This window comes from Pantoea sp. CCBC3-3-1 (genome assembly GCF_007981265.1).
Lineage (GTDB): Bacteria > Pseudomonadota > Gammaproteobacteria > Enterobacterales > Enterobacteriaceae > Erwinia.
On the sequence record NZ_CP034363.1, the window covers coordinates 4,987,861 to 5,008,525 of the forward strand.

General features: G+C 52.2%; 18 protein-coding genes and 1 pseudogene. 3 read left to right on the top strand and 16 right to left on the bottom strand.

Annotation, left to right across the window (positions count from 1 at the left end; genetic code table 11):
- Positions 1-6 precede the first annotated feature (6 nt).
- The gene (gene phoU / locus EHV07_RS23390) at positions 7-741 is read left to right on the top strand and encodes a phosphate signaling complex protein PhoU (protein ID WP_147200459.1); all 735 of its coding nucleotides are present in this window, start codon (positions 7-9) and stop codon (positions 739-741) included.
- Positions 742-852: 111 nt separating this feature from the next.
- Here phoU and EHV07_RS23395 read toward each other — a convergent pair whose 3' ends face one another.
- Positions 853-1,284, bottom strand: coding sequence for a hypothetical protein (locus EHV07_RS23395; protein ID WP_147200460.1), 432 nt, complete (start codon positions 1,282-1,284; stop codon positions 853-855).
- Positions 1,281-1,714: pseudogene (locus EHV07_RS23400) on the bottom strand (hypothetical protein). Before EHV07_RS23400 ends, EHV07_RS23395 begins: the two are co-directional and overlap by 4 nt.
- A gap of 288 nt (positions 1,715-2,002) precedes the next feature.
- On the opposite strand from EHV07_RS23400, the gene EHV07_RS23405 reads away from it, so the two are divergent.
- On the top strand, positions 2,003-3,238 hold the full coding sequence (locus EHV07_RS23405; protein WP_147200461.1) for an MFS transporter: 1,236 nt from the start codon (positions 2,003-2,005) through the stop codon (positions 3,236-3,238).
- A gap of 78 nt (positions 3,239-3,316) precedes the next feature.
- Here EHV07_RS23405 and yieH read toward each other — a convergent pair whose 3' ends face one another.
- Entirely contained in the window at positions 3,317-3,979 is a 663-nt protein-coding gene (yieH, locus tag EHV07_RS23410) for a 6-phosphogluconate phosphatase (protein WP_147200462.1), read from the bottom strand.
- A gap of 206 nt (positions 3,980-4,185) precedes the next feature.
- Here yieH and EHV07_RS23415 point away from each other — a divergent pair, with 206 nt between their 5' ends.
- Entirely contained in the window at positions 4,186-5,499 is a 1,314-nt protein-coding gene (locus EHV07_RS23415) for an NCS2 family permease (RefSeq protein WP_147200463.1), read from the top strand.
- 43 nt (positions 5,500-5,542) lie between these two features.
- Here the strand turns inward: EHV07_RS23415 and EHV07_RS23420 are convergent, their stop codons facing one another.
- The 13 genes from EHV07_RS23420 to rpmH all read right to left on the bottom strand — a co-directional run bounded on the left by EHV07_RS23420 (position 5,543) and on the right by rpmH (position 20,065).
- Positions 5,543-6,280, bottom strand: coding sequence for a 4'-phosphopantetheinyl transferase superfamily protein (locus EHV07_RS23420; protein ID WP_147200464.1), 738 nt, complete (start codon positions 6,278-6,280; stop codon positions 5,543-5,545).
- 119 nt (positions 6,281-6,399) lie between these two features.
- On the bottom strand, positions 6,400-7,803 hold the full coding sequence (locus EHV07_RS23425; RefSeq protein ID WP_147200465.1) for an SDR family NAD(P)-dependent oxidoreductase: 1,404 nt from the start codon (positions 7,801-7,803) through the stop codon (positions 6,400-6,402).
- A complete protein-coding gene (locus tag EHV07_RS23430; protein WP_147200466.1) occupies positions 7,800-10,262 on the bottom strand; it encodes an HAD-IIIC family phosphatase in 2,463 nt (820 codons plus the stop codon). The genes EHV07_RS23425 and EHV07_RS23430 overlap by 4 nt, the downstream gene beginning before the upstream one ends.
- A gap of 3 nt (positions 10,263-10,265) precedes the next feature.
- Positions 10,266-10,961 (bottom strand): HAD family hydrolase, encoded by a 696-nt coding sequence (locus EHV07_RS23435; protein WP_147200467.1) that lies wholly within the window; start codon positions 10,959-10,961, stop codon positions 10,266-10,268.
- 60 nt (positions 10,962-11,021) lie between these two features.
- Entirely contained in the window at positions 11,022-11,918 is an 897-nt protein-coding gene (locus EHV07_RS23440) for a DMT family transporter (protein ID WP_147200468.1), read from the bottom strand.
- On the bottom strand, positions 11,918-12,529 hold the full coding sequence (locus EHV07_RS23445) for a phosphatidylcholine/phosphatidylserine synthase (protein WP_147200469.1): 612 nt from the start codon (positions 12,527-12,529) through the stop codon (positions 11,918-11,920). The genes EHV07_RS23440 and EHV07_RS23445 overlap by 1 nt, the downstream gene beginning before the upstream one ends.
- A complete protein-coding gene (locus EHV07_RS23450) occupies positions 12,513-14,390 on the bottom strand; it encodes an aminotransferase class I/II-fold pyridoxal phosphate-dependent enzyme (RefSeq protein WP_147200470.1) in 1,878 nt (625 codons plus the stop codon). The genes EHV07_RS23445 and EHV07_RS23450 overlap by 17 nt, the downstream gene beginning before the upstream one ends.
- Complete coding sequence (locus tag EHV07_RS23455) at positions 14,387-15,661, bottom strand: hypothetical protein (RefSeq protein WP_147200471.1); 1,275 nt, start codon at positions 15,659-15,661, stop codon at positions 14,387-14,389. The genes EHV07_RS23450 and EHV07_RS23455 overlap by 4 nt, the downstream gene beginning before the upstream one ends.
- Positions 15,662-16,206: 545 nt before the next feature.
- Entirely contained in the window at positions 16,207-17,571 is a 1,365-nt protein-coding gene (mnmE, locus tag EHV07_RS23460) for a tRNA uridine-5-carboxymethylaminomethyl(34) synthesis GTPase MnmE (RefSeq protein WP_147200472.1), read from the bottom strand.
- A gap of 109 nt (positions 17,572-17,680) precedes the next feature.
- Positions 17,681-19,324, bottom strand: coding sequence for a membrane protein insertase YidC (gene yidC / locus EHV07_RS23465; protein ID WP_147200473.1), 1,644 nt, complete (start codon positions 19,322-19,324; stop codon positions 17,681-17,683).
- Positions 19,325-19,335: 11 nt separating this feature from the next.
- Positions 19,336-19,584, bottom strand: a complete 249-nt coding sequence (gene yidD, locus EHV07_RS23470; protein ID WP_147200474.1) for a membrane protein insertion efficiency factor YidD — start codon at positions 19,582-19,584, stop codon at positions 19,336-19,338.
- Positions 19,548-19,907: a ribonuclease P protein component gene (gene rnpA, locus EHV07_RS23475; protein ID WP_147200475.1), complete on the bottom strand. Its 360-nt coding sequence runs from the start codon at positions 19,905-19,907 to the stop codon at positions 19,548-19,550. The genes yidD and rnpA overlap by 37 nt, the downstream gene beginning before the upstream one ends.
- A gap of 17 nt (positions 19,908-19,924) precedes the next feature.
- Entirely contained in the window at positions 19,925-20,065 is a 141-nt protein-coding gene (gene rpmH / locus EHV07_RS23480; RefSeq protein WP_147200476.1) for a 50S ribosomal protein L34, read from the bottom strand.
- Positions 20,066-20,665: the final 600 nt, after the last annotated feature.

Consider the following 20,665-nt stretch of genomic DNA (forward strand, 5'->3'; position numbering starts at 1 on the left):
CACATCATGGATAACCTGAATCTGAATAAACATATCTCCGGGCAGTTCAACGCCGAGCTGGAGCATATCCGCACCCAGGTCATGACCATGGGCGGGCTGGTGGAGAAGCAGCTGACGGACGCGATTATCGCCATGCACAATCAGGACGGCGAGCTGGCGCAGCGGGTCATTGACGGCGATCAGAAGGTCAACATGATGGAAGTGTCGATCGATGAAGCCTGCGTGCGGATTATCGCCAAGCGTCAGCCTACCGCCAGCGATTTACGTCTGGTGATGGCGATTATTAAAACCATTTCCGAACTGGAACGCATTGGCGACGTAGCGGAAAAAATCAGCCGCACGGCACTGGAGAAGTTTGGCCAGCAGCATCAGTCATTGCTGGTGAGCCTGGAATCGCTGGGGTATCACACGATTCAGATGCTGCATGATGTACTGGATGCTTTCGCCCGCATGGATCTGAGCGCGGCTATTGAAATTTACCGTGAAGACAAGAAGGTCGATCAGGAATACGAGGGCATCGTGCGGCAGCTGATGACCTACATGATGGAAGATCCCCGCACTATCCCCAGCGTGCTGACCGCGCTGTTCTGTGCGCGCGCTATCGAACGTATTGGCGATCGCTGTCAGAACATCTGCGAGATCATCTTCTACTTTGTTAAAGGGCAGGATTTCCGCCACGTTGGTGGCGACAAGCTTGATGAACTGTTGACGGGCGAAAGCAGTAAAGATACGCCTGTCTGACAGAAAGAGTAACAAGGACGTTAATCTATCAATATCTTGATCATCAATGACTTTTATAAAAATGAGAAGAGTTCCCATAAACCCTTCTCATTTTTTTGCCGATATCATCCGCTATTCAGTATCCGGGCTGCGATAAATCTGCACCGCTATACTATCGGGTGAATGATAATTTACGATCGACACAACATCCTTAGAACCTTCAATACGCCAGCATTCAGCTTCAACATGACATTTAGTTTGGGGTTTGTAGCCAGCAGAGATCAGGTAGTCCCGCACTTTTTTTGCTTCATTAGTATCCTGAAACCGAATAGTAAACACCTGTGCTTGCGGGCCGCTGACCTTGCCGAACGCAAATTCATAGTTGTCCGAGATTCGCGGCATATTTTTTAGCAGATCCGGCGTGTAGTACTCGTATTCTCTTTCATTATATTGGGTGTAATACGCGCTGCTGGCCAATTCCATTTTTATATACGGCCAGACGAAAGCGAGTACCGCACAAATGAAAATAGTTATTAATAACAATATTTTTGCCGACTTTTTCATAGATCCATTCTTCCGCTTGAGCCGGTAGTAACAAAGGTTCGTTCGCGGGTTGGCAAAATTATGTTTCCGGATAAAAAGTCGTTGTAAGGGGCAATAGTTTTCATGAAGGGTGGTAACAGGCCATAACGTGGTTGTGAATTAGGGAATTTTTCAGGATCCGGGAATAAGAGCGGTATAAAAGCGTTCACTTTGAATGAACCGATTTCCCCGTACGGAATATTTTATAAGGTGATGTCATACCTTGAGAGTAAGTGACATCATAATATTCCTTTCCTGATGCTTCTCCCAGAGCCATCTTATTCAACAATGCACGAATATCTGTTCCTTGTGCATGCCCGAGGTCAATCCATCCGAGTACTTCTGTATAAACTAACCCGTAGCTTTCGGTTGCGGCTTGCCGACCGTCGAGTATGTCTGTCCTTTTACTCATTTTTGATTTCCTTTTCTTTGTTCTTCCCGTTTCAATAGGTTCGTCCAATATTTACTCGACCGATAATACGCCAGTAATTTCAGCTGTAAACTTCTTCCTGAACCAATCTCGTCAGATATCACACATCATAAACCCCTGTATGCTGCTTGTGCTGTTTTACGCACTATCGAAGGCATTGAAAATCGTGGCCAGGGCATCTGCGGACTGATCTTCTGGTCGGAGGCTATTGGCCTGACCGCCAGCGTAAACATATACTTGCCTCACATTTCATTCAGGCAGGGATTCTTCATGACACCTCACCAGGCTGCAAAGGGCGCTACGCCCGGCAAAGCGATGCTGGCCGCCGTCAGCGGTTACGCAATGGACGGCTTCGATCTGCTTATCCTGGGCTTTATGCTGCCCGCTATCAGTGTTTCTCTGGCGCTCAATCCATCGCAGGCTGGCTCGCTGGTTACCTGGACGCTGATTGGCGCGGTAATCGGCGGAATCGTTTTTGGTCATCTTAGCGATCGCTTTGGCCGCATTCGCGTACTCACCTGGACCATCCTGATGTTCTCGCTTTTTACCGGTCTGTGCGCGATAGCGCAGGGTTACTGGGATCTGCTGGCCTGGCGCACGCTGGCGGGCGTGGGTCTTGGCGGCGAGTTCGGCATTGGTATGGCGCTGATTGCGGAAGCCTGGCCTGCGGAGAAACGTAACCGTGCCTCGGCCTGGGTAGGGATCGGCTGGCAGTTAGGCGTTCTGCTGGCTGCTTTTATCACTCCGCTGTTACTGCCCTATATCGGCTGGCGCGGGATGTTTTTGATTGGATTACTGCCCGCGCTGGCTTCGTTTTTTATTCGCCGGAGACTGGGTGAGCCGGAAGGTTTTACCCGACATGTCGACGTTAATCAGGGGCTCTCTTTCGGCGCACGTCTCAGGCTGCTGTTTAAGGATACTGCGACGACCAAAGCCAGCCTGGGGATCTTTATCCTTTGCTCGGTGCAGAATTTTGGTTATTACGGGCTGATGATCTGGATGCCCGGTTATCTCTCTTCAAACTTCGGTTTTACGCTGACCAAATCCGGACTCTGGACGGCGGTGACGGTCGTGGGCATGACCTTCGGCATTTGGCTGTTTGGCGTGCTGGCCGATCGTTTTACCCGCTGGAAAATTTTCCTGCTGTATCAGTTTGGCGCAGTCATCATGGTTATTGTTTATGCCCAGCTTCGCGATCCCACCGTAATGCTGTTTACCGGCGCGTTAATGGGCATGTTTGTGAACGGTATGATTGGCGGCTACGGCGCGCTGATCTCGGATACCTATCCGGCACAGGTGCGTGCAACGGCGCAAAACGTGTTGTTCAATCTGGGGCGGGGCGTGGGCGGTTTTGGTCCATTGGTGATTGGCCTGCTGGTGATGAAGCTCTCCTTTAACGCGGCCATCACGCTGCTGGCGCTTATTTATCTGCTGGATATTTTCGCCACCCTGTTCCTGCTGCCTAAAAAGCAGGGCAACGAGGATACGCTGGGCGCAATTGGGTAATATTCATGGTCGGATAAGGGCGGCTAAAGGGCAACTTCACGCCATCACTGCGCTGAGCCGCCCTTAGCGAGTCATCGGCTAGCGTGTAATCCCCCAGCCTCTTTCCCGCCACAGCTCCGGCAGCTGCGCCATATCATCAAACGTTGTTACCAGCGGATGATCCAGCGGTTTGTTGTGCGCATCTGCACAGTAATAAAATACCGGAATACCTGCCGCGATACCGGCTTTGGCGCCCGCTTCGGAGTCATCAACCAGGATGCACTGCTCAATGGGAACAGACATCTCTTTTGCCGCATGGAACATCAGCGCTGGATCGGGTTTCCAGCTGGAAAGGGTGTAACCGCTATACAACCGGTCATCAAAAAAGGAAAGCATCCCGGTCAGGCCCAGCGAATGCTGCATTTTGCTCACGGTGCCGTTCGATACCACGCACATTGGGACCGCGATCTTCTCCAGCAAGGCTTTCGCCCCGGCGATGGGCTGTAGCTGCTCATCGAACAAACGGGCTACCTCCTCACGGTAGGCCGGTTCGATCTCCTCTTTCCTGGCTTTAAGAGCATGTTCAGCGCACACATCCGCAATAATGTCGTACAGCTTCACGCCTTTGTACTTTTCAAACATTTCCTGTAGCGAAAGTTCGACACCGAACCGGGCGAACGTATTCACGTAGGCTTGGGTACAAAGCAGTTCGCTGTCCACCAGCGTTCCGTCACAATCGAAAAACACACAGCTAACAGACATCGTGCCTCCTCAGGTTTGCTTTCTTTGCATCACTGTAACGATCCTTAACAGAATTGCGACCTGTAATGTCAATTTCAGTTAGATGCCGCGATCTTCGGGCATCTACAGCGCAATCGGTTGCGAAAAAACCGTTGTGCTATCTGGCAAATTAAAATTTATCGGTTAGGATAGCCGACGATAACTTTTCTCCGTTTTGGAATCTCATAATGAATAACTCAGGTCTACTGCAGCGGATCTTCAAACTCCAGCAACACGGCACCACAGTACGGACCGAAGTCATTGCCGGTTTCACGACTTTCCTGACCATGGTCTATATCGTATTCGTGAACCCGCAAATTCTTGGCGTGGCCGGTATGGATACGCAGGCGGTGTTTGTGACGACCTGCCTGATTGCAGCCGCAGGCAGTATTCTGATGGGCCTGGTCGCCAACCTTCCGGTAGCGCTGGCTCCGGCAATGGGCCTGAACGCCTTTTTTGCCTTTGTGGTGGTCGGCGCAATGGGCATCTCGTGGCAGACAGGGATGGGCGCTATCTTCTGGGGCGCGGTTGGCCTGCTGCTGTTGACCCTTTTCCGCGTCCGCTACTGGATGATTGCTAATATCCCGATGAGCCTGCGTGTGGGCATTACGGCCGGTATTGGTCTGTTTATTGCGATGATCGGCCTGAAAAATGCCGGCATCGTGGTGGCAAACAAAGAGACGCTGGTGGCGGTAGGGGATTTAACTTCGCACAGCGTCCTGCTGGGCGCACTGGGCTTCTTTATTATCGCTATCCTTGCTTCGCGTAACATTCATATTGCGGTGCTGGTTTCTATCGTGGTCACCACGCTGATTGGCCTGGCGATTGGTGATGTAAAGTATGGCGGCGTTTTCTCTGTGCCAACCGGCATGACCTCGATTGTCGGACAGGTTGACCTGGCGGGATCGCTGAATATCGGCATGGCCGGCATCATCTTTTCCTTTATGCTGGTCAATCTGTTTGACTCCTCCGGTACGCTGATTGGCGTGACGGATAAAGCCGGTCTGACCGATGAAAAGGGCACCTTCCCCCGTATGAAGCAGGCGCTGTTTGTCGACAGCATCAGCTCCGTTGCGGGTGCTTTTATCGGCACCTCTTCCGTTACCGCATATATTGAAAGCTCCTCCGGCGTCTCCATTGGCGGCCGTACCGGTCTGGTGGCGGTGGTTACGGGGATCCTGTTCCTGCTGGTGATGTTCCTGTCGCCGCTGGCTGGCATGGTTCCGGCTTATGCAGCTGCTGGCGCGCTGATCTATGTTGGCGTATTGATGACATCCAGCCTGGCGCGCGTGAAGTGGGACGATCTGACCGAAGCCGTTCCTGCTTTCGTCACGACCATTATGATGCCGTTCAGCTTCTCTATTACCGAAGGGATCGCGCTGGGCTTTATCTCTTATTGCGTAATGAAGCTGGGAACCGGCCGCTGGCGTGAAATCAGCCCTTGCGTGGTGGTCGTTGCCCTGCTGTTTGTGCTGAAAATTGTGTTCATTGACGCACACTGATTGAGTACCATGCCTCCTGCACGCTTGTCGTGTGGGAGGCTGTTCAGTCACCAGAGACTTTTCCCGAAGACAGGCTGGTTAATCGTAGCATCCTCGCTCCCAAATTCTGCGCATAAGCAGGAATATCCCGCAGCAGTGTCCAGCTGTCCGCTTCAAACTCCCACAGAGTAAGATGTTCGCTACCGGGCGAAAGCGCACAGGACCAGATGATCAGCGGTTCTACGTCGGAAATGGCCTGAATAGTCGTAAACAATGAGGAGCGAAGCCTTCCTGAAGCAGGCTGCAACTGTAGCGAATCTTTGCCCCTCTCCTTGTCGCCCGTCAGTTTCAAAACGCTTTGTCGCATTGTCCATAATTGCGTCGCTGCCTCATCGGGATCGGCCTGCGCGTTAATCCAGGCTTTTTCAGCGGTGGAAATATCGCGTGAATGCTGTTCCAGCGTCTGGCGACTGTGCGCGCGGACAATTTCCATATCCAGGCCTGCATATCCGCCTTCATCAGCCAGCAATACGCCAACGATGTTGCCAGCATAGGCAATGCTGAAATCGGGCAGATCGCTGTCGGCAAAGTGAGGACGTCCATTGCTGGCCATCACCAGTTCAGGCAGTTGCGGGATGCCGTACACGCGCAACATCATTTCCGCCAGCAGCATGCGGGCAGCCAGATAACGGCTGCGGCGTCGTTCCGGCAGGAACTGTGCTGCATCCACTGCCTGTTGAGAAATCCTGTGCACCGGGATCATCCCTGCGTTCAGTGCCCAGCGTGCGAAATGACTTGCCATCTGTCGCTCCGTGAAAATGGTCGAAAAATCCCCGCGGAATTGTAAAAATGTTCTTAGGAAATATCACGTGGCTTTAACCTCATGACGTATATTTAGGATTAATATTAACGTCGTGTAGATCAATCCTTTGCGTTGCTAATTGCCTGAAGAAGGGCATCGAACGAGATTAGCTCCGCCACGGCGGCCCCATTCAGCGCGATACCAAACTGCTGTTCTACTTCCAGCGCAATAGCGATTTGTGTCATTGAATCCCAGCCGGAGAGGGTATTGATGCGCAGCAGATTATCTGGCTTGCCTACTGAATCCGGCAGCAGTTGATTGAACATAGTCCGCAGCCTGGTGCGCAACTCCTCCAGTGGCGCAGATGAAAACGATGCTGCTACTTGCTCTGGTTTCGCTGTCGGAATGCTGTTGTTGCTGACCGTTTGTGGCGCCTCGTCAGCGGTGAAGCGGGTTAATCCTTCACTGCTTAGGGTATAGCGAGTATGAAGCGGTTGCTCTCCCAGTCCCAGCGCCACCAGCTGCTCAGCCACTTCTTCTGGTTCCATTGCCGTGCCGCTAAGCGCCTGCTGCCCTTCTGAAAAAGCGCTGTTTGTCTTGTCGCAAAGCACGGTGGTGGTCTCTACGCCATTGCTGCGATGTTGCAGATCAACCTGGTTCAGATACCAGTCCGAAAGCGTTTTTGCTGCCGCATAATCGGTGAAAGACCCGGACACTTTAAGTTGGGCAACCGATCCCACATTTATGATACGGCCGCTCTGCATCGCCAGCATATGCGGCAGAGCCGCAGCGGTAAGAGAATGCAGCGCCAGATAGTTAGTTGCTATCAATGTTGTCAGCGTTGCCTTAGTCGCCGCGCTGGCCGCGTGAACGATCAGCGTGGGCTGGTGCTCCCGGACAGCGTGACTTAATTGCTCGCGACCCGCTTCTGTCGCTAAATCAGCAACGATACCAGCCGTATTGCTACGTCGAGCGTGACGTAATACCTGCCATCCGGCACTTTCCAGTCGGGCTGCACAGGCTGCGCCGATCGCGCCTTCTGCCCCCGTTACCAGCGCAACGCGAGCCGGCTCTCTGACCCTGAATTCGGCAGCAATGTCGTCGGGAATGTTCCATTCCTCAACTCTGGCCTGGACTGACATTTTCCCTGAGATTAACCGTCGTTCACCGTCATAAACACGCAAATCAAGCTGAAGCACTCTTTTCTCTGTGAGGATATGGCTGACTCTGGCGGACCACGTCAGGTTTTGGTCATAATCAACGTGGCTGTGGGCGTTCCATGATGATGAAAGAATTAATGATGGAATGCCCGGTAGCGCCTTTCCTGCAATGGCAGAAAAAGGCGAAATGGATAACCCAAGCGGTAAGATTGGCTGTGAAAAGCCCGCCTCGCGGGCATAATCCACGTCCCAGTGCAGCGGGTTATTGTCCGCGCTCACCGCCCTGAATTTTTCATAATCTTCCGACGAGAAAGCCCGGGTAAACGCCACATACTGTCCAACAGCAAATTGACTAAATTTCACTGAAAAATCTCCTCAAGTCCGGTTATTTTCACTGGCGAAACTGGCAGCGACAGGCTCTTTGTTCCTGCAAGCCAGATGTCGTTGTGCGGCGTAAAGTGCAATGCCTCCAGTGCGCTAATCACCACATGGTTTTTGTCTGTTGGGGTGAAGCAGACCCTGAGATAAAGGCCCGACTGGCGGAACAGCGCAGCGGCCAGAGCCTGAAATAAGGCCGTTTCCACGCCTTTGCCAAATGCCCGGCATGACAGCACGACCGTATCAAGCACTGCCTGTTGTAATACCGCTACGCCCATGATTTCTGGCGGGTTAAATTTATCGGCAATCTCCAGAACGATGACCTGATGCCCCTGCTGCACAAGCGCTTTTAAATCGGCAGCGCTGTAGCGCTTCAATGTGGTATTAAACTGGTTGGTTTTGGTCATCAGCTGCCCGGCCCGGGAGAGATTTCCATCATTGAGCAGAGCGAATCTCAGGGTAACGGCCAGGTCGCTGATAAAAGCCTGCGAATCAACAGCGACGCGACGTGCGTCTTCCACCGCTTTCAACTGGCGAAATGCGTTGCCACGCTGGCGATCGCTGCTGGTGAGGCCCGCAGACGCGAGCTGAGGAATACGACTGACAATTTCACAGTAGCGGACCGGATCGTTACCTAATTCAGGAACCACGACTTCAGGCAGATTGCGCCTTACCGCCTCTCGCTCAACCGGATTGTCATCAAGGAACATCACGCTGGAAAGGCTCAGATGCATTCGTTTTGCCAGACGAACGACAGAATCGGTTTTGGCCTCCCAGTGAATTTCTTCATCGGCAAAATCTTCGCGACGCAACACCATCTCGGGATGGCGATCGAGAATGTCCAGCGCGACATGCCGGTCGTTTTTACTGGCGATAGCCAGCCCGATCCCTCGCTGCACCAGTGATTTAAGCAACAGCTGAAAATCCCGAAAAGCGTTTCCGGGAAAATCGCCGCCCAGCGCGAGGCCTTCCAGTCCATCGTCAGTGGCTACGCCTCCCCACAATGTGTTATCCAGATCAACCACGATCAGACGTACCGAAAGACCACAGCGGTCAAGAACAATGCCAGTAAGATACTCAGCCAGCACTTTGGCAAACTGGGGTGACCAGGGCGTACGAGCCAGATACCAGCTGCGCGGGTCGCGCAAGGGAATCGCTGATTGTGCCGCCAGACTGGGGGTGTCGATAAATATCCCCTCATTTTGTGCCAGTATCGTAGCCAGCCGGGCACTATTTTCCTCGCCGGAAAACGTGCCGCTTGCCGTTGCCCACATTGGCCTGAAAACAGCCACCTGGTTTTCGCTGGCTTCGGCCCAGCCAGCCACGGCGGCATGCCAACGATTGAGCCTGAGGTGAAATGTCTCTTCATCAATCGCATACTGTCCTGAGCAGCCGCTCAGGCTCTCGAAGGTATCGGCAATAATCGTCAGGTGCGGGTTGAACGTGCGCAGAGGTGAATCGTTCAGGGTCAAATCTGAATAGAAATTGCCATACTGACTGGGATAAAACGCAATACTTCTGGTCGGGATTGTTGCAGCAATCTGCTTTTTAAGTGCTTCGATCAGATAATCGGGATTTTCCGCGCTGAGAAGCGCAATACGGAAAACGGGTTGTTGCGTACGCTGTGTGACCTGGGCGATGTCCATTGCCGTCTGCTGGCCATTCTTCAGTAAGAAAAACGGATTTGTACCCATTCTCTCCTGGCAAAGCTGTGCGATATGGCGCAGCGAAACAAATTTCACCTCACCTTCGCCGAGCAGGGCTGTTTTTACCAGGCCAGCCTCTTCCGCTGCCCGACCCGCCGCGGCGAAATCCAGTTCGGTACGAATATCCCGACGGCGTACATAGACCTGCATGGCGGGATCGACCGGACCCTGACCTAAATCTGCTTTGGCGTGAAAAACTTTAAATTCGCGATAGGGCACCATGAGCCGTTGTTCCACGACATGCAGGAAACTCAGGTAATCCCATCCGGCACCCAACATCAGCGCTCCACCTCCCAGCTTTTCTACCCTCGACAGCACGGATTCTGCGCTCCACGCATCACGGTGATCTGCCTGCAAAAAGAGCGGTGATTTCGGCCCGATCACCACAAAGGAAAACATTGGGCTGGGCGTGCGGCGTGCCTCAGGAAGGCTAAGCACCCAGTCAGCCAGAACGCCGGTTTCCGAAGGTGAGTGCTGAAGATGAAACGCTTTGCCGCCTGCATAAGAAAAGGTGAACGCCGGAAACAGCAGGGTTTTCCCCTCACGAACCAGACTCCTTACCGCACGCAAAAAGGCCCATCGGTGTGGCCTGCGGCTTAAGCCTGACAGCAGAGAAAGGGATGAATGAACTTCAAAGACATCGCAGTCAGGAGGTGCCGCCTGTTTAACCGCAGCAAGGATCTCTGCCGTACTTAGCGGCGGCCTGTCTGACACATCATACGTCGTCCCGCTCGGCATACATTAACTCTCCTTTATCGCAATCGGCTCTGACGAAAACAGCTGGCGATCTTTAAGCAAGGCGATGAAGTCTGGATAAACTTCTGCGCCTGAGGCGCTGAGATGGGCAGCTTTTTCCCCTTCGCCAATCCCTAAAAATTCATAACCAAGATTGTTCGCCGTCTTCAAATCCCAGATGCCATCGCCAATGGAAACAACCCGGCGAGGGGCTTTGATGCCGAATCTGCGACACCCTTGCCCGACCGCCTGTTTGACCAGTTCTTCGCGGCTGGCAAACTCTGATGAGGTCACCAGCACGACCTCATCCGCATCAATACCAAGGACACCAAGCTTGTGCAGCGCCCCGGAACGCAGGCTGCCGGTGGCAAAAACAATGCCCCAGCTTTCGCTAAGGGTGGCAACAAATTCTGCCGCGCCAGGAATGGCGCTAACCGGATAACGTTTCAGTGCCTGCGGGTAAGCTTTCAGATAGGCTTCCTCAAGCGTGGCCAGATCCGGTTCACCAACAAAATTTGCTTTTTGCCAGGCTTCATAAAAAATGCCGCTGTCGGAATGGTGGGTGTAGCGCCCCCAGTCGGTGGACAGGGCCTGGAAAGGGAAAAAGCGCAGTGCCTGTTCGAAGGCATGCTGGTGGGCTGGCACGCTGTCGGTCAGGGTGCCATCAATGTCCAGAACGATGATTGAGTCAATAGACGCCATGCAGTTAACCTCTTGATTGGTAATATTTTGATGAGCGCCCCGATCGGCAACAGGCGCTCTTTATTTCTGGCTGCTACGGTCATGTCGTCGCTTCGCTAACCCCGACATCACGTTAGCGGTGATAACGATTGCGGCCCCAAAGCAGACAAAAACATCGGCAGATTCCCGGAACACAAAAAAGCCAATCAGCGCAGCCCAGATCAGTTTCAGGAATTCGGCAGGCATCATGGCGCTGGTATCAGCGTTTCTGAACGCTTCTGATAATGCATACTGGGCCGAGGTGGCGAGTACGCCGACCAATATCAGCAGCAGATACTGCTGCGGTGTTGGCCAGCTCCAGTAATACCAGGCGAAGGGAAAGGTCAGGGTGCCGACGGATAAACACATCCAGGCACCGATAGACAGTGAAGAGTCGGTACGGGAAAGTTTTTTTACCACGATATAAATGCAGGCGTTTAAAAATGCCGACAGCAGAATAATAAGCGTGCCAATCGACAGGGGAATGTATCCCGGCCTGACAATCACTAAGGCGCCCGCGAAGCCAACCAGCGTCCAGAAACACTGCCTGACCGACGGTTTTTCACCGAGGAAAATAATGGCCAAAACAAAAGCAAATATCGGTACGGCAAAAGAAAGAGAAATCACCTTAACCAAAGGCACAATTGTCAGACCATAGAAAAAAGTTAGCGTGGCGGCAACGCCCAGCACGCCTCTCAGCAGGTGCCCATAAAAATCATTTGTTTTTAGCGCAGTAAAACGCGTTCGACACAGCGCCGGAAGAAGAAAAAGAAAGCCGAACAGATTACGGAAAAAACCTACCTCAAAAGGGTGAATACTTTTACCCGCCAGCTTAATTACTGCGTCAACGGCAACAAACAGCACTGTAGAGAGCATCATCCACAGAAAGCCAATCGTGCCTGATTTCTCTCTTCTCATGCCATCAGTCAAAATAGTCATTACCAGTTTCCTGCAAGAGTTCGTAGTGCCGTAAGGAGTAATAACCCGATGGCGATAACGGCAAAAAGGGTAAATTTCCGGCCGCAAAATTTGGGGACCAACACGCGGCTTGTCTGTGCCAGAGCCATAATTAACGCGAACAGCACGCCAACAACGGTGGGTAAAGTGTGGGTGCCCAACAGATTAACTACGATGGCTAACACCAGAGGCACCCAGGTCACCGGTACGCCAATAAAATGGCCGGGTTTGGCAGGCGTAACCGAGGTGAAGTAAGCCAGCCGGGTTACACCTGCCACGGTGAGTACAAGCCCGGCCAGTACGGAAACGGGCGTCAATCCCAGGGAGATGACTACCCAGAGGGCAGGTGATAAAACGCTGTGGCACACGTCCGCTAACGTATCCAGCTCTTTACCAAAGGCGGGTGCCACATCTGGTCTGTTGCTGGCCGAGCGAGCGAGGGGGCCATCAAACACATCGGCTACTGCCCCTGTCAGGATAAAAGTCAGAGCCAGAGGCAGGTTATGAGCCACCAACGACAGCAGCGCAGCAAAACCAGCAATCAGTCCGATTAAGGTGCAAACGTTGGCGGCATCTTTATAAAGTCGCAGCATTTACCAGCTCCGGGGTACGGACGGTACAAGCCTGCCTGGCCTGCAAAATGCGTGACAGCGCCAGGAATAACCGATCGTTTTGTGCCTCGTTGCGTGAGGAGATCCGAAAATATTGTTCGGCCTCTGGCAGGGTTTTCCCTGCGCAATCCTTCACAAAAATTTGATCCTGCTGCAAAAGCTCGGTAACCAGCTCGCTGGCCTTACCGAAACGTTCATCCAGGCGGCAAAACAAAAAGTTGGCGTCGGTGGGAAAGGCCGTCAGGCCTGGCAGCGTATTCAGGTTCTGGCGCAGCTTCTGTACCTCATAGCGGACTTTGTCACAGGAAGCGGCATACTCTTTGCGGAATGCCGAAAACAGTCGCAGATACTCTTCCGCAAAGGAGTTGATATTCCAGATTGGAAGCCGGGATCGTATCGCTGCCGCGAGCCTGTCACTCCCTGAAGCCAACATCCCAAGACGTATACCGCCAATACCGTGCGATTTGCTCAGGCTGAGCACGATTGTCAGGTTAGTGTAGCGGGCAAGCTCCGGGAAAAAGGAGGCGCCACGGCTTTCAGGATGAAAATCGATAAAAGACTCATCCAGAATGACCTGAATATTCTGTTTTGCTGCACCAAGAATAAGCGTGTGCAGGTCATCATGAGGAATGGCATTCCCGGTAGGGTTGTTGGGCGAAATCAGCACGATATGCCCGACATTCTCTGCCTGTGCCTGCTGTAGCAGTTTATGTGGATCGAGATAAAAATCGTTTTCCGGCCGCAATGCAAAATGGCGCAGTAATCCTGGAGGCACGGCAGACTCATATTCATTAAAAGAGGGGGTCGGAATAAGAACCGGTTTGTGCACATCGCGGAACAGCAGCGGGATCAGCTCGCTGACGCCATTTGACACCACCAGTGACGACGCTTTCAGGTCGTAATACCCTGAAAGATACTCGGCAATGGGCCGCTGCGAAGAGGGATATTCGCGCACCAGTTTTTCGAGCCTCGCACTTAAATGGTCGAGCAATTTTCTGGGCGGATAATGAAAATTGTACAGCAGACAGTGATCGGTAATCGGATATCGCCAGTAGCCCCCGTGCTGTGCTTCAAGATGTGACTGTCGCTGGTGGGGATCTTTAAGCCGGAAATTGGCGATATCCAGGTCGTCCAGGTTGTCGATTTCGAACCAGTCATTCTGATTAACAATGCAGGCGAGGAACGGCTCGCTATTTTCAGTAATCGCTTGAGAAAAAAGGGTTTCGTAATAACCAGACAGATCGTTGTTAACCACTTTTTGTTGCAGGCGATCCTGTAGCCAGGTACTGGCAAACTTGCCAGAAAGACGATAGAAATTGACGGTTTTATAGTGATCGGGGCTTTGTTTGGCTATCGGCACCTGTTCGGGCGCGGTAACGCGTAACGGTGCGCCGGTGAGCTTCACGCATGCGCCATCCATATAATATTCTTTTGGCGAGACCAGACAGGCACAGGAATCAGCCGGCCCAAACGTCAGTTGATCCAGCGTTTCGGGTTTGAAAATAACGTCTGCTTCCAGCAGCAAAAAATCTTCCGTAAAGTGTTCTCTTGCCAGCCAGAGAGAATAAATATTATTTGTAGCGTTATAGCGTTCGTTATGGATAAAGCTAAAATTAGCCTCACTGAAATTCCCATTTAGCTCAACAGATATCTGTTCTCCCAGATGACCGGTCACTACAACAATATCCGTTATTCCTACGCTGATGAGATTTGAAACTAATCGCTTAATAATGCTGTGCTCTCCCACGCGGGTTAATGGCTTGGGGTTATTTTCGGTTAAGGGATAGAGACGATTGCCGGTACCGGCAGCCAGCACAATGGCTTTTTTTACCTGTGTATTCATTGAGGAAATCCTTCAGCTACTTTTTCGAGTGAATGGTCTTTTATATAGCTATCCAATACTGCATCACCAATGTCATTGATATAGAGCCAGACGCCATCAAGCTTCCCTCTGAAAGATTTTTCTCCTCCTATTTTAAAAGATGGGGTTAAACCGCTGCCGAGGCCAAATGAATATAATCCCTGATAAACCCGACCATTATTATCTCTGACTCGCCCATCGGCATGGCTGTTTCGCTCTGGTCCAGGCGGTCCTTTTGCCGAAAATCCGGTAGCGATAATTCCGATATCAAAAGCAGGTGCACTGCTCGCGCTGGTCAATGGCGACGGCGAAATATTAACCGTCACGGCAGGTGAATGCGGACCAAGACGACCTTCACGGAGAATACTGACGGCCGCCTGATGAGAGGCATAACGCAAGCCCGAGAAGCGGTTGACCCTGCCGCTCAGGGGGCATACATCGTCTTCATCGTTAAATTGATAATCTGCCCTGCGGGCAGCGGCAGCGCTCTCAAAGAAGAGGCGCAGCGGCGAGCGCCCATAAATGGCAATTTCGGCGTCACGGTCGCTGATCAGTTCAGAAAGCCTGATTATGGCGGATACTGCGCTGTGTGATGAGCCAATAACGGCAATCCGCGGGTGGGGATAAGCGTTTAATAACGGCTGCAATTCTTCCGCAGGCATCCGCAGTAGCCTGTCGGAACTTAGCACCTGACCGGCGAGGGGTGCATAATCAGCGGGTGAAAAAGACTGTATTCCGCCACAGTTAACAAAGGCACTTTTGGCTTGCACATAATGATCCTTACCGTTATACCGAAATGAAATGGCGTAATGGTTTCCATCCTGCTGGATATCTCTGGCTTCTGCTGAGGTTAATACCGTAATGTCATAATGACGGGCAACGGCCGCAATAACGACGTGGGCCATATCTCGTAATATTTTTCCTACCGTTGCCAGAAAAGGTGCTGATGTGCTCTCTTTGCGCAACAGCTGAACTTCAGGTTTGTCTTTCAGTTCGGCAAAAAGATCGCCCAGCCGCTTGTCGTCAATACATTCGAGGAAAACGGAAGCCAGGGAATTAGCCGTTATTTTGTAATCACCAAGGCTTCCCCCGCCAGGTTCTGTGGCCTGTTCGATAATAATTATCCCATCCCGCGCCAGTTCTTTCAGATCTCCGCGACGCCAGGCGGCAATCAATAATCCCAGGTTGGCGGGTCCGAATCCAATGAGTGCGGTTGAATAATGACGGCTGGCAATAAATTGAGTTGATTTCATCCGTTCATAATTCCTCTTTTAGCTGACGTTTTATCTCTTGGGTGCAATAAAATCTGAACTGGCCACCATACCTTTGAGATGTTAATAAAACTGGGATATAGAGGTTTTCGGCTTTAATAAATATGTCATAAAAGTACAATATAACGAATGGGGATAAAGGCAAACATCATTAATGCATTAGCGAAAATAAGGCTTATTGACAGGCAACTATATGATTGTGATATGTTTTTATTTATAATTCTTCAGGAAGATTCCATTTTGGTTAGCATGTTAACTTATAAGTAACACTTATTTAACGAGGCGGGGGTGGAGCACGCTTTTTCCTATCCATTTTGCAGACTATTCTTTTTAATATTTATCATATAGACGGGCCTTTAATAATTATCAGGGATTCTATATAGGCAGAAAGCATATACAGACATGAAAATTAATAGAGGCTTAAAAATGGCAAGGTTCAGAAGCAGTAAAATATGTTATTTGATGACTTATGGGGATATAAATCCCGCATGGCGATCGGCCATGCGGGAGCGAAGGCAGGCGGGTGCTTATTTCCCAATGCAGAAGCTGGAGAAGATGCGTCCCAGTAAATCATCAGAAGTGAACTCGCCGGTGATCTCGCTTAAGCAATGCTGTGCGACACGCAGCTCTTCAGCCAGTAGCTCGCCAGCGCGTGCGCCCAGCAGCTGCTCTTTCCCCTGAAGTAAGTGAGTCGCCGCTAACTCTAACGCTTCCAGATGGCGACGGCGGGCGAGGAAGCCGCCTTCGGTGTTACCGGCAAAGCCCATCGTCTCTTTCAAATGATTGCGTAACACATCGATTCCTTCGCCCGTACGGGCGGAAAGGCGAATCAATGAGTGGTTGTTCACGTCGGTCAAACCCAGCGCTTCACCCGTTACGTCAGCTTTATTACGTACCACAGTGATCGGCAGCGTTGCTGGCAAACGGGCGATAAAGTCTGGCCAGATCTCCGCAGGCTCTGTCGCGCTGGTCGTGGTACCGTCAACCATAAACAGCACACGGTCGGCCTGTTCGATTTCGCTCCAGGCACGCTCAATACCAATACGCTCGACTTCATCGCTGGCTTCACGCAGCCCGGCGGTATCAATGATATGCAGCGGCATGCCGTCGATATGGATGTGCTCGCGCAGCACGTCGCGAGTGGTGCCAGCGATATCAGTAACAATTGCCGCTTCACGGCCCGCCAGCGCGTTTAGCAGGCTCGATTTACCGGCATTGGGCCGGCCAGCGATCACCACCTTCATCCCTTCGCGCAGCAGGCTACCCTGACGCGCTTCGGCACGCACGCCATCCAGTTCGGCGATCACCTGATTCAGCTGGGCTTCGATTTTCCCATCGGACAGGAAGTCGATTTCCTCATCGGGAAAGTCGATTGCGGCTTCTACATAGATCCGCAGGTGAGTAAGTGCTTCCACAAGTTGATTAACACGCAGCGAAAAAGCGCCCTGAAGCGAGTTTAGCGCCGAGCGCGCAGCCTGCTCTGAGCTGGCATCAATCAAATCGGCAATCGCTTCTGCCTGGGCCAGGTCGAGCTTATCGTTCAGGAACGCCCGCTCTGAGAATTCGCCGGGACGAGCAATACGCACGCCAGGGATAGCGACAATGCGCTTCAGCAGCAGATCAAGAATGACCGGGCCGCCATGCCCCTGGAGCTCCAGCACGTCTTCACCGGTAAAAGAGTTCGGGCCAGGAAACCACAGCGCAATACCCTGATCCAGGACCGTGTTATCAGCATCGCGGAAGGGCAGGTAGTCGGCGTAACGGGGTTTCGGCAGCTTGCCCAGCAGCAGTTGGGCCACGAAAGCAGCTTTGGGACCGGAAACGCGCAGGATACCAACGCCGCCGCGGCCTGGCGGGGTCGCCTGAGCTATGATCGTCTCGCTATGATTCATCTTCGACTCTCTTTTTAACGCAAAAAATAAGGCGGTCAATTGACCGCCTTATCATAACCATTGTGCAGGCTGATGGCACGACGGAATCGGTCCGCCATGCCGGAGTAGCTTACGCCTTTTTCTTGTCGCGACTGTGCAAGCCACGTTTTTCCAGGCCGCGATAAATCAGCTGCTGCTGGAGAATGGTGACCAGGTTACTGACGATGTAGTACAGCACCAGACCAGACGGGAACCACAGGAAAAACACGGTGAAGATGACCGGCATAAAGGTCATGATCTTCTGCTGCATTGGATCGGTCACGGTGGTTGGCGACATCTTCTGGATGAAGAACATCGTCATGCCCATCAGGATTGGCAGAATGTAGTACGGGTCCTGCGCAGACAGGTCATGGATCCACAGCGCGAACGGCGCATGACGCAGTTCAATCGAGCCCATCAGCATGTAATACAGTGCCAGGAAGATAGGCATCTGGATGACCAATGGCAGACAGCCGCCCAGCGGGTTCACTTTTTCTGCTTTGTACAGCGCCATCATTTCCTGGCTCATACGCTGCTTGTCTTCACCTAAACGCTCACGCATCGCTTGAATCTTCGGCTGTAGCATGCGCATTTTCGCCATGGAGGTGTACTGCGCTTTAGTCAGCGGGTACATGATGCCACGAACGATAAAGGTAATAACGATAATGGAGAAGCCCCAGTTACCGATAAAGCTGTGCAGGAACTTCAGCAGTTTGAACAGCGGCTGAGAGATAAACCACAGCCAGCCGTAGTCAACGGTCAGATCAAGGTGAGGCGCGATAGCGGCCATCTTGTCCTGGATTTCCGGCCCAACCCACAGGGTCGCGGCCAGATTCTGCTGTGCACCTGGTGCGACAGAAACGGGAGAAGATTTGTAGCCTACAGCAGCAATGCCGTTACCCAGGTTGCTGGTATACAGCGTGTTGGTGCCGGCTGTTTTTGGAACCCATGCGGTCGCGAAATACTGCTGAAGCATCGCCACCCAACCGTTATTGGTGGTGGTGCTCAGGTTTTCGTTATCGCTGATTTTATCGAATTTGTACTTCTCGTAGTTGGTCTCACTGCTGGAGTAAGCCGCACCACGGAAGGTGTGCAACGCAAAGTTGTTGCTGCCGGTATCACGATGTTTTGGCAGGTCGATGGTCTGCTTCAGCTGACCAAACATCGCCACTTCCAGCGGCTGCTGGGTGGTGTTGTTAACCTGATAATCCACGCCGATCGCAAACTCACCACGCTTCAGCACGAAAGTCTTGGTATAGACTGCGCCGTTTTCCGCGGTGTAAGTCATCGGGATACGCAGTTCGCTTTCGCCGTTAGCCAGCTCAAATGTATCCTGAGTCGTGGTGAACAGTGGACGCGCGCCGTTAGCCGGGTTGTCCGGGCCGTTGCGTCCGGTCAGACCGCTCTGTGCCTGATAGACAAATGACGGGGTGTTTTCAAGCAGCTGGAAAGGCTGTGAGGAGCCCAGTTTGTCCGGGTAAGTCAGCAGCTGTGCCTGCTCAATATCGCCACCGCGGGTATTGATCTGTAAAGACAGAACGTCAGTCTTAACGGTGATCGTTTTGCCCTGGCCGCTGGCAGGTACGCCCTGGTTGGCGGCATCACCGGCTGCTGTCGTGTTTTGTGTGGTCTGGGTTTGCTGCGGCTGCGGAGCATGGTCCGTTTGCCAGGTTTGCCAGATCATAAAAGACACGAACAGAAAAGCGATGAGAAAAAGATTGCGTTGCGAATCCATCGTTAATGTTCTCAGTTATCGTCGGTTTTTGGCGGCACCGGATCGTCGCCACCCGGGTTCAAAGGGTGGCATTTTAATACGCGTTTCGTCGTCAACCAACTGCCTTTTACCATGCCAAACCTGCGCAATGCCTCAATACCGTATTGCGAACAGGTTGGATGGAAACGACAGTGGGGTCCTAAAAGCGGGCTGATTACGCGTTGATAGACGCGGATCAGCGCAATCAGGAGCCGCGAGCCAGGCGACAGTGACGACGCCATATCTTCTCCAACGCTTCCGCCAGCGCACGGTTATCCAAATCGGCAACCCCTTTTTTCGCCACTACCACAAAATCCATGGCAGGCAATTCGTGTTGACGCAGGCGAAAACTCTCGCGGGTCAATCGCTTGATCCGGTTGCGTTCATGCGCGCGTTTAACATGCTTTTTGGCGACGGTAAGACCGATGCGGGGATGCCCCAGCGAGTTCAGGCGGCCGAGAATCGTAATTTGCGGCGTGCCAGCTCTTTGTGGCTGCTGGAAGACGAAAGTGAAATGAGTGGGAGTTAACAAACGTAACTCCCTGGGAAATGCGAGCTTAACCACTCAGCGGTTAGCTTTTATTACTTAGAAACGGTCAGACGTGAACGGCCTTTCGCACGACGACGTGCAAGAGCCTGACGACCATTTTTTGTTGCCATACGAGCACGGAAACCATGTGAACGGTTGCGCTTCAGTACGGACGGTTGAAAAGTGCGTTTCATGGCGATTTCTACCTAAACTTGGAAAATTTCACTTGGTGACGCGCTTGTAAGGTCAGAAAACCGACCAACGCCTCAGTGTATCTTTAATAAAGAGGCGGGATTGTAATAATTGTACAGTCCGGAGTCAATTTACTTCGCTTTCAAGGCGCGTCTGGATATCCCGTTCGACCGCAAAACCAGCCGGTTCGGGCCAGAGCGCAACACGCCGGGGCAGGAATTATACGGCGTCTGGGGTAAAGCGCAAGGATCGAGCAGGATCTTCTCGCGATCTGTTTGCATCGGCGTTGCGGTAATAACGTGATGGCGCCTTAAAATTTCACCGAATGCGGACGATCCTGAATGCCTTTTGAGCACGAACGGGTAAACTTATCCCTGGCTGAATGGCCTGTGGATAAATTGGAACAAAACTGTGTAGAAAGTGAAGATCTCTGCGGCGCTTTGCGCTATGATCCGCCCTTCCGCTTGCGATCCTTCGATCGATCAGCGGCGGAGAAACCGCGGACAGCGGTTCGTATGTGCGTCATCTGCATGCGTCAACAATGATGAATTTATCGCTTCAGCGCCTTTTTTCTTATCGAATTTTTTCGAGTGGAGTCCGCC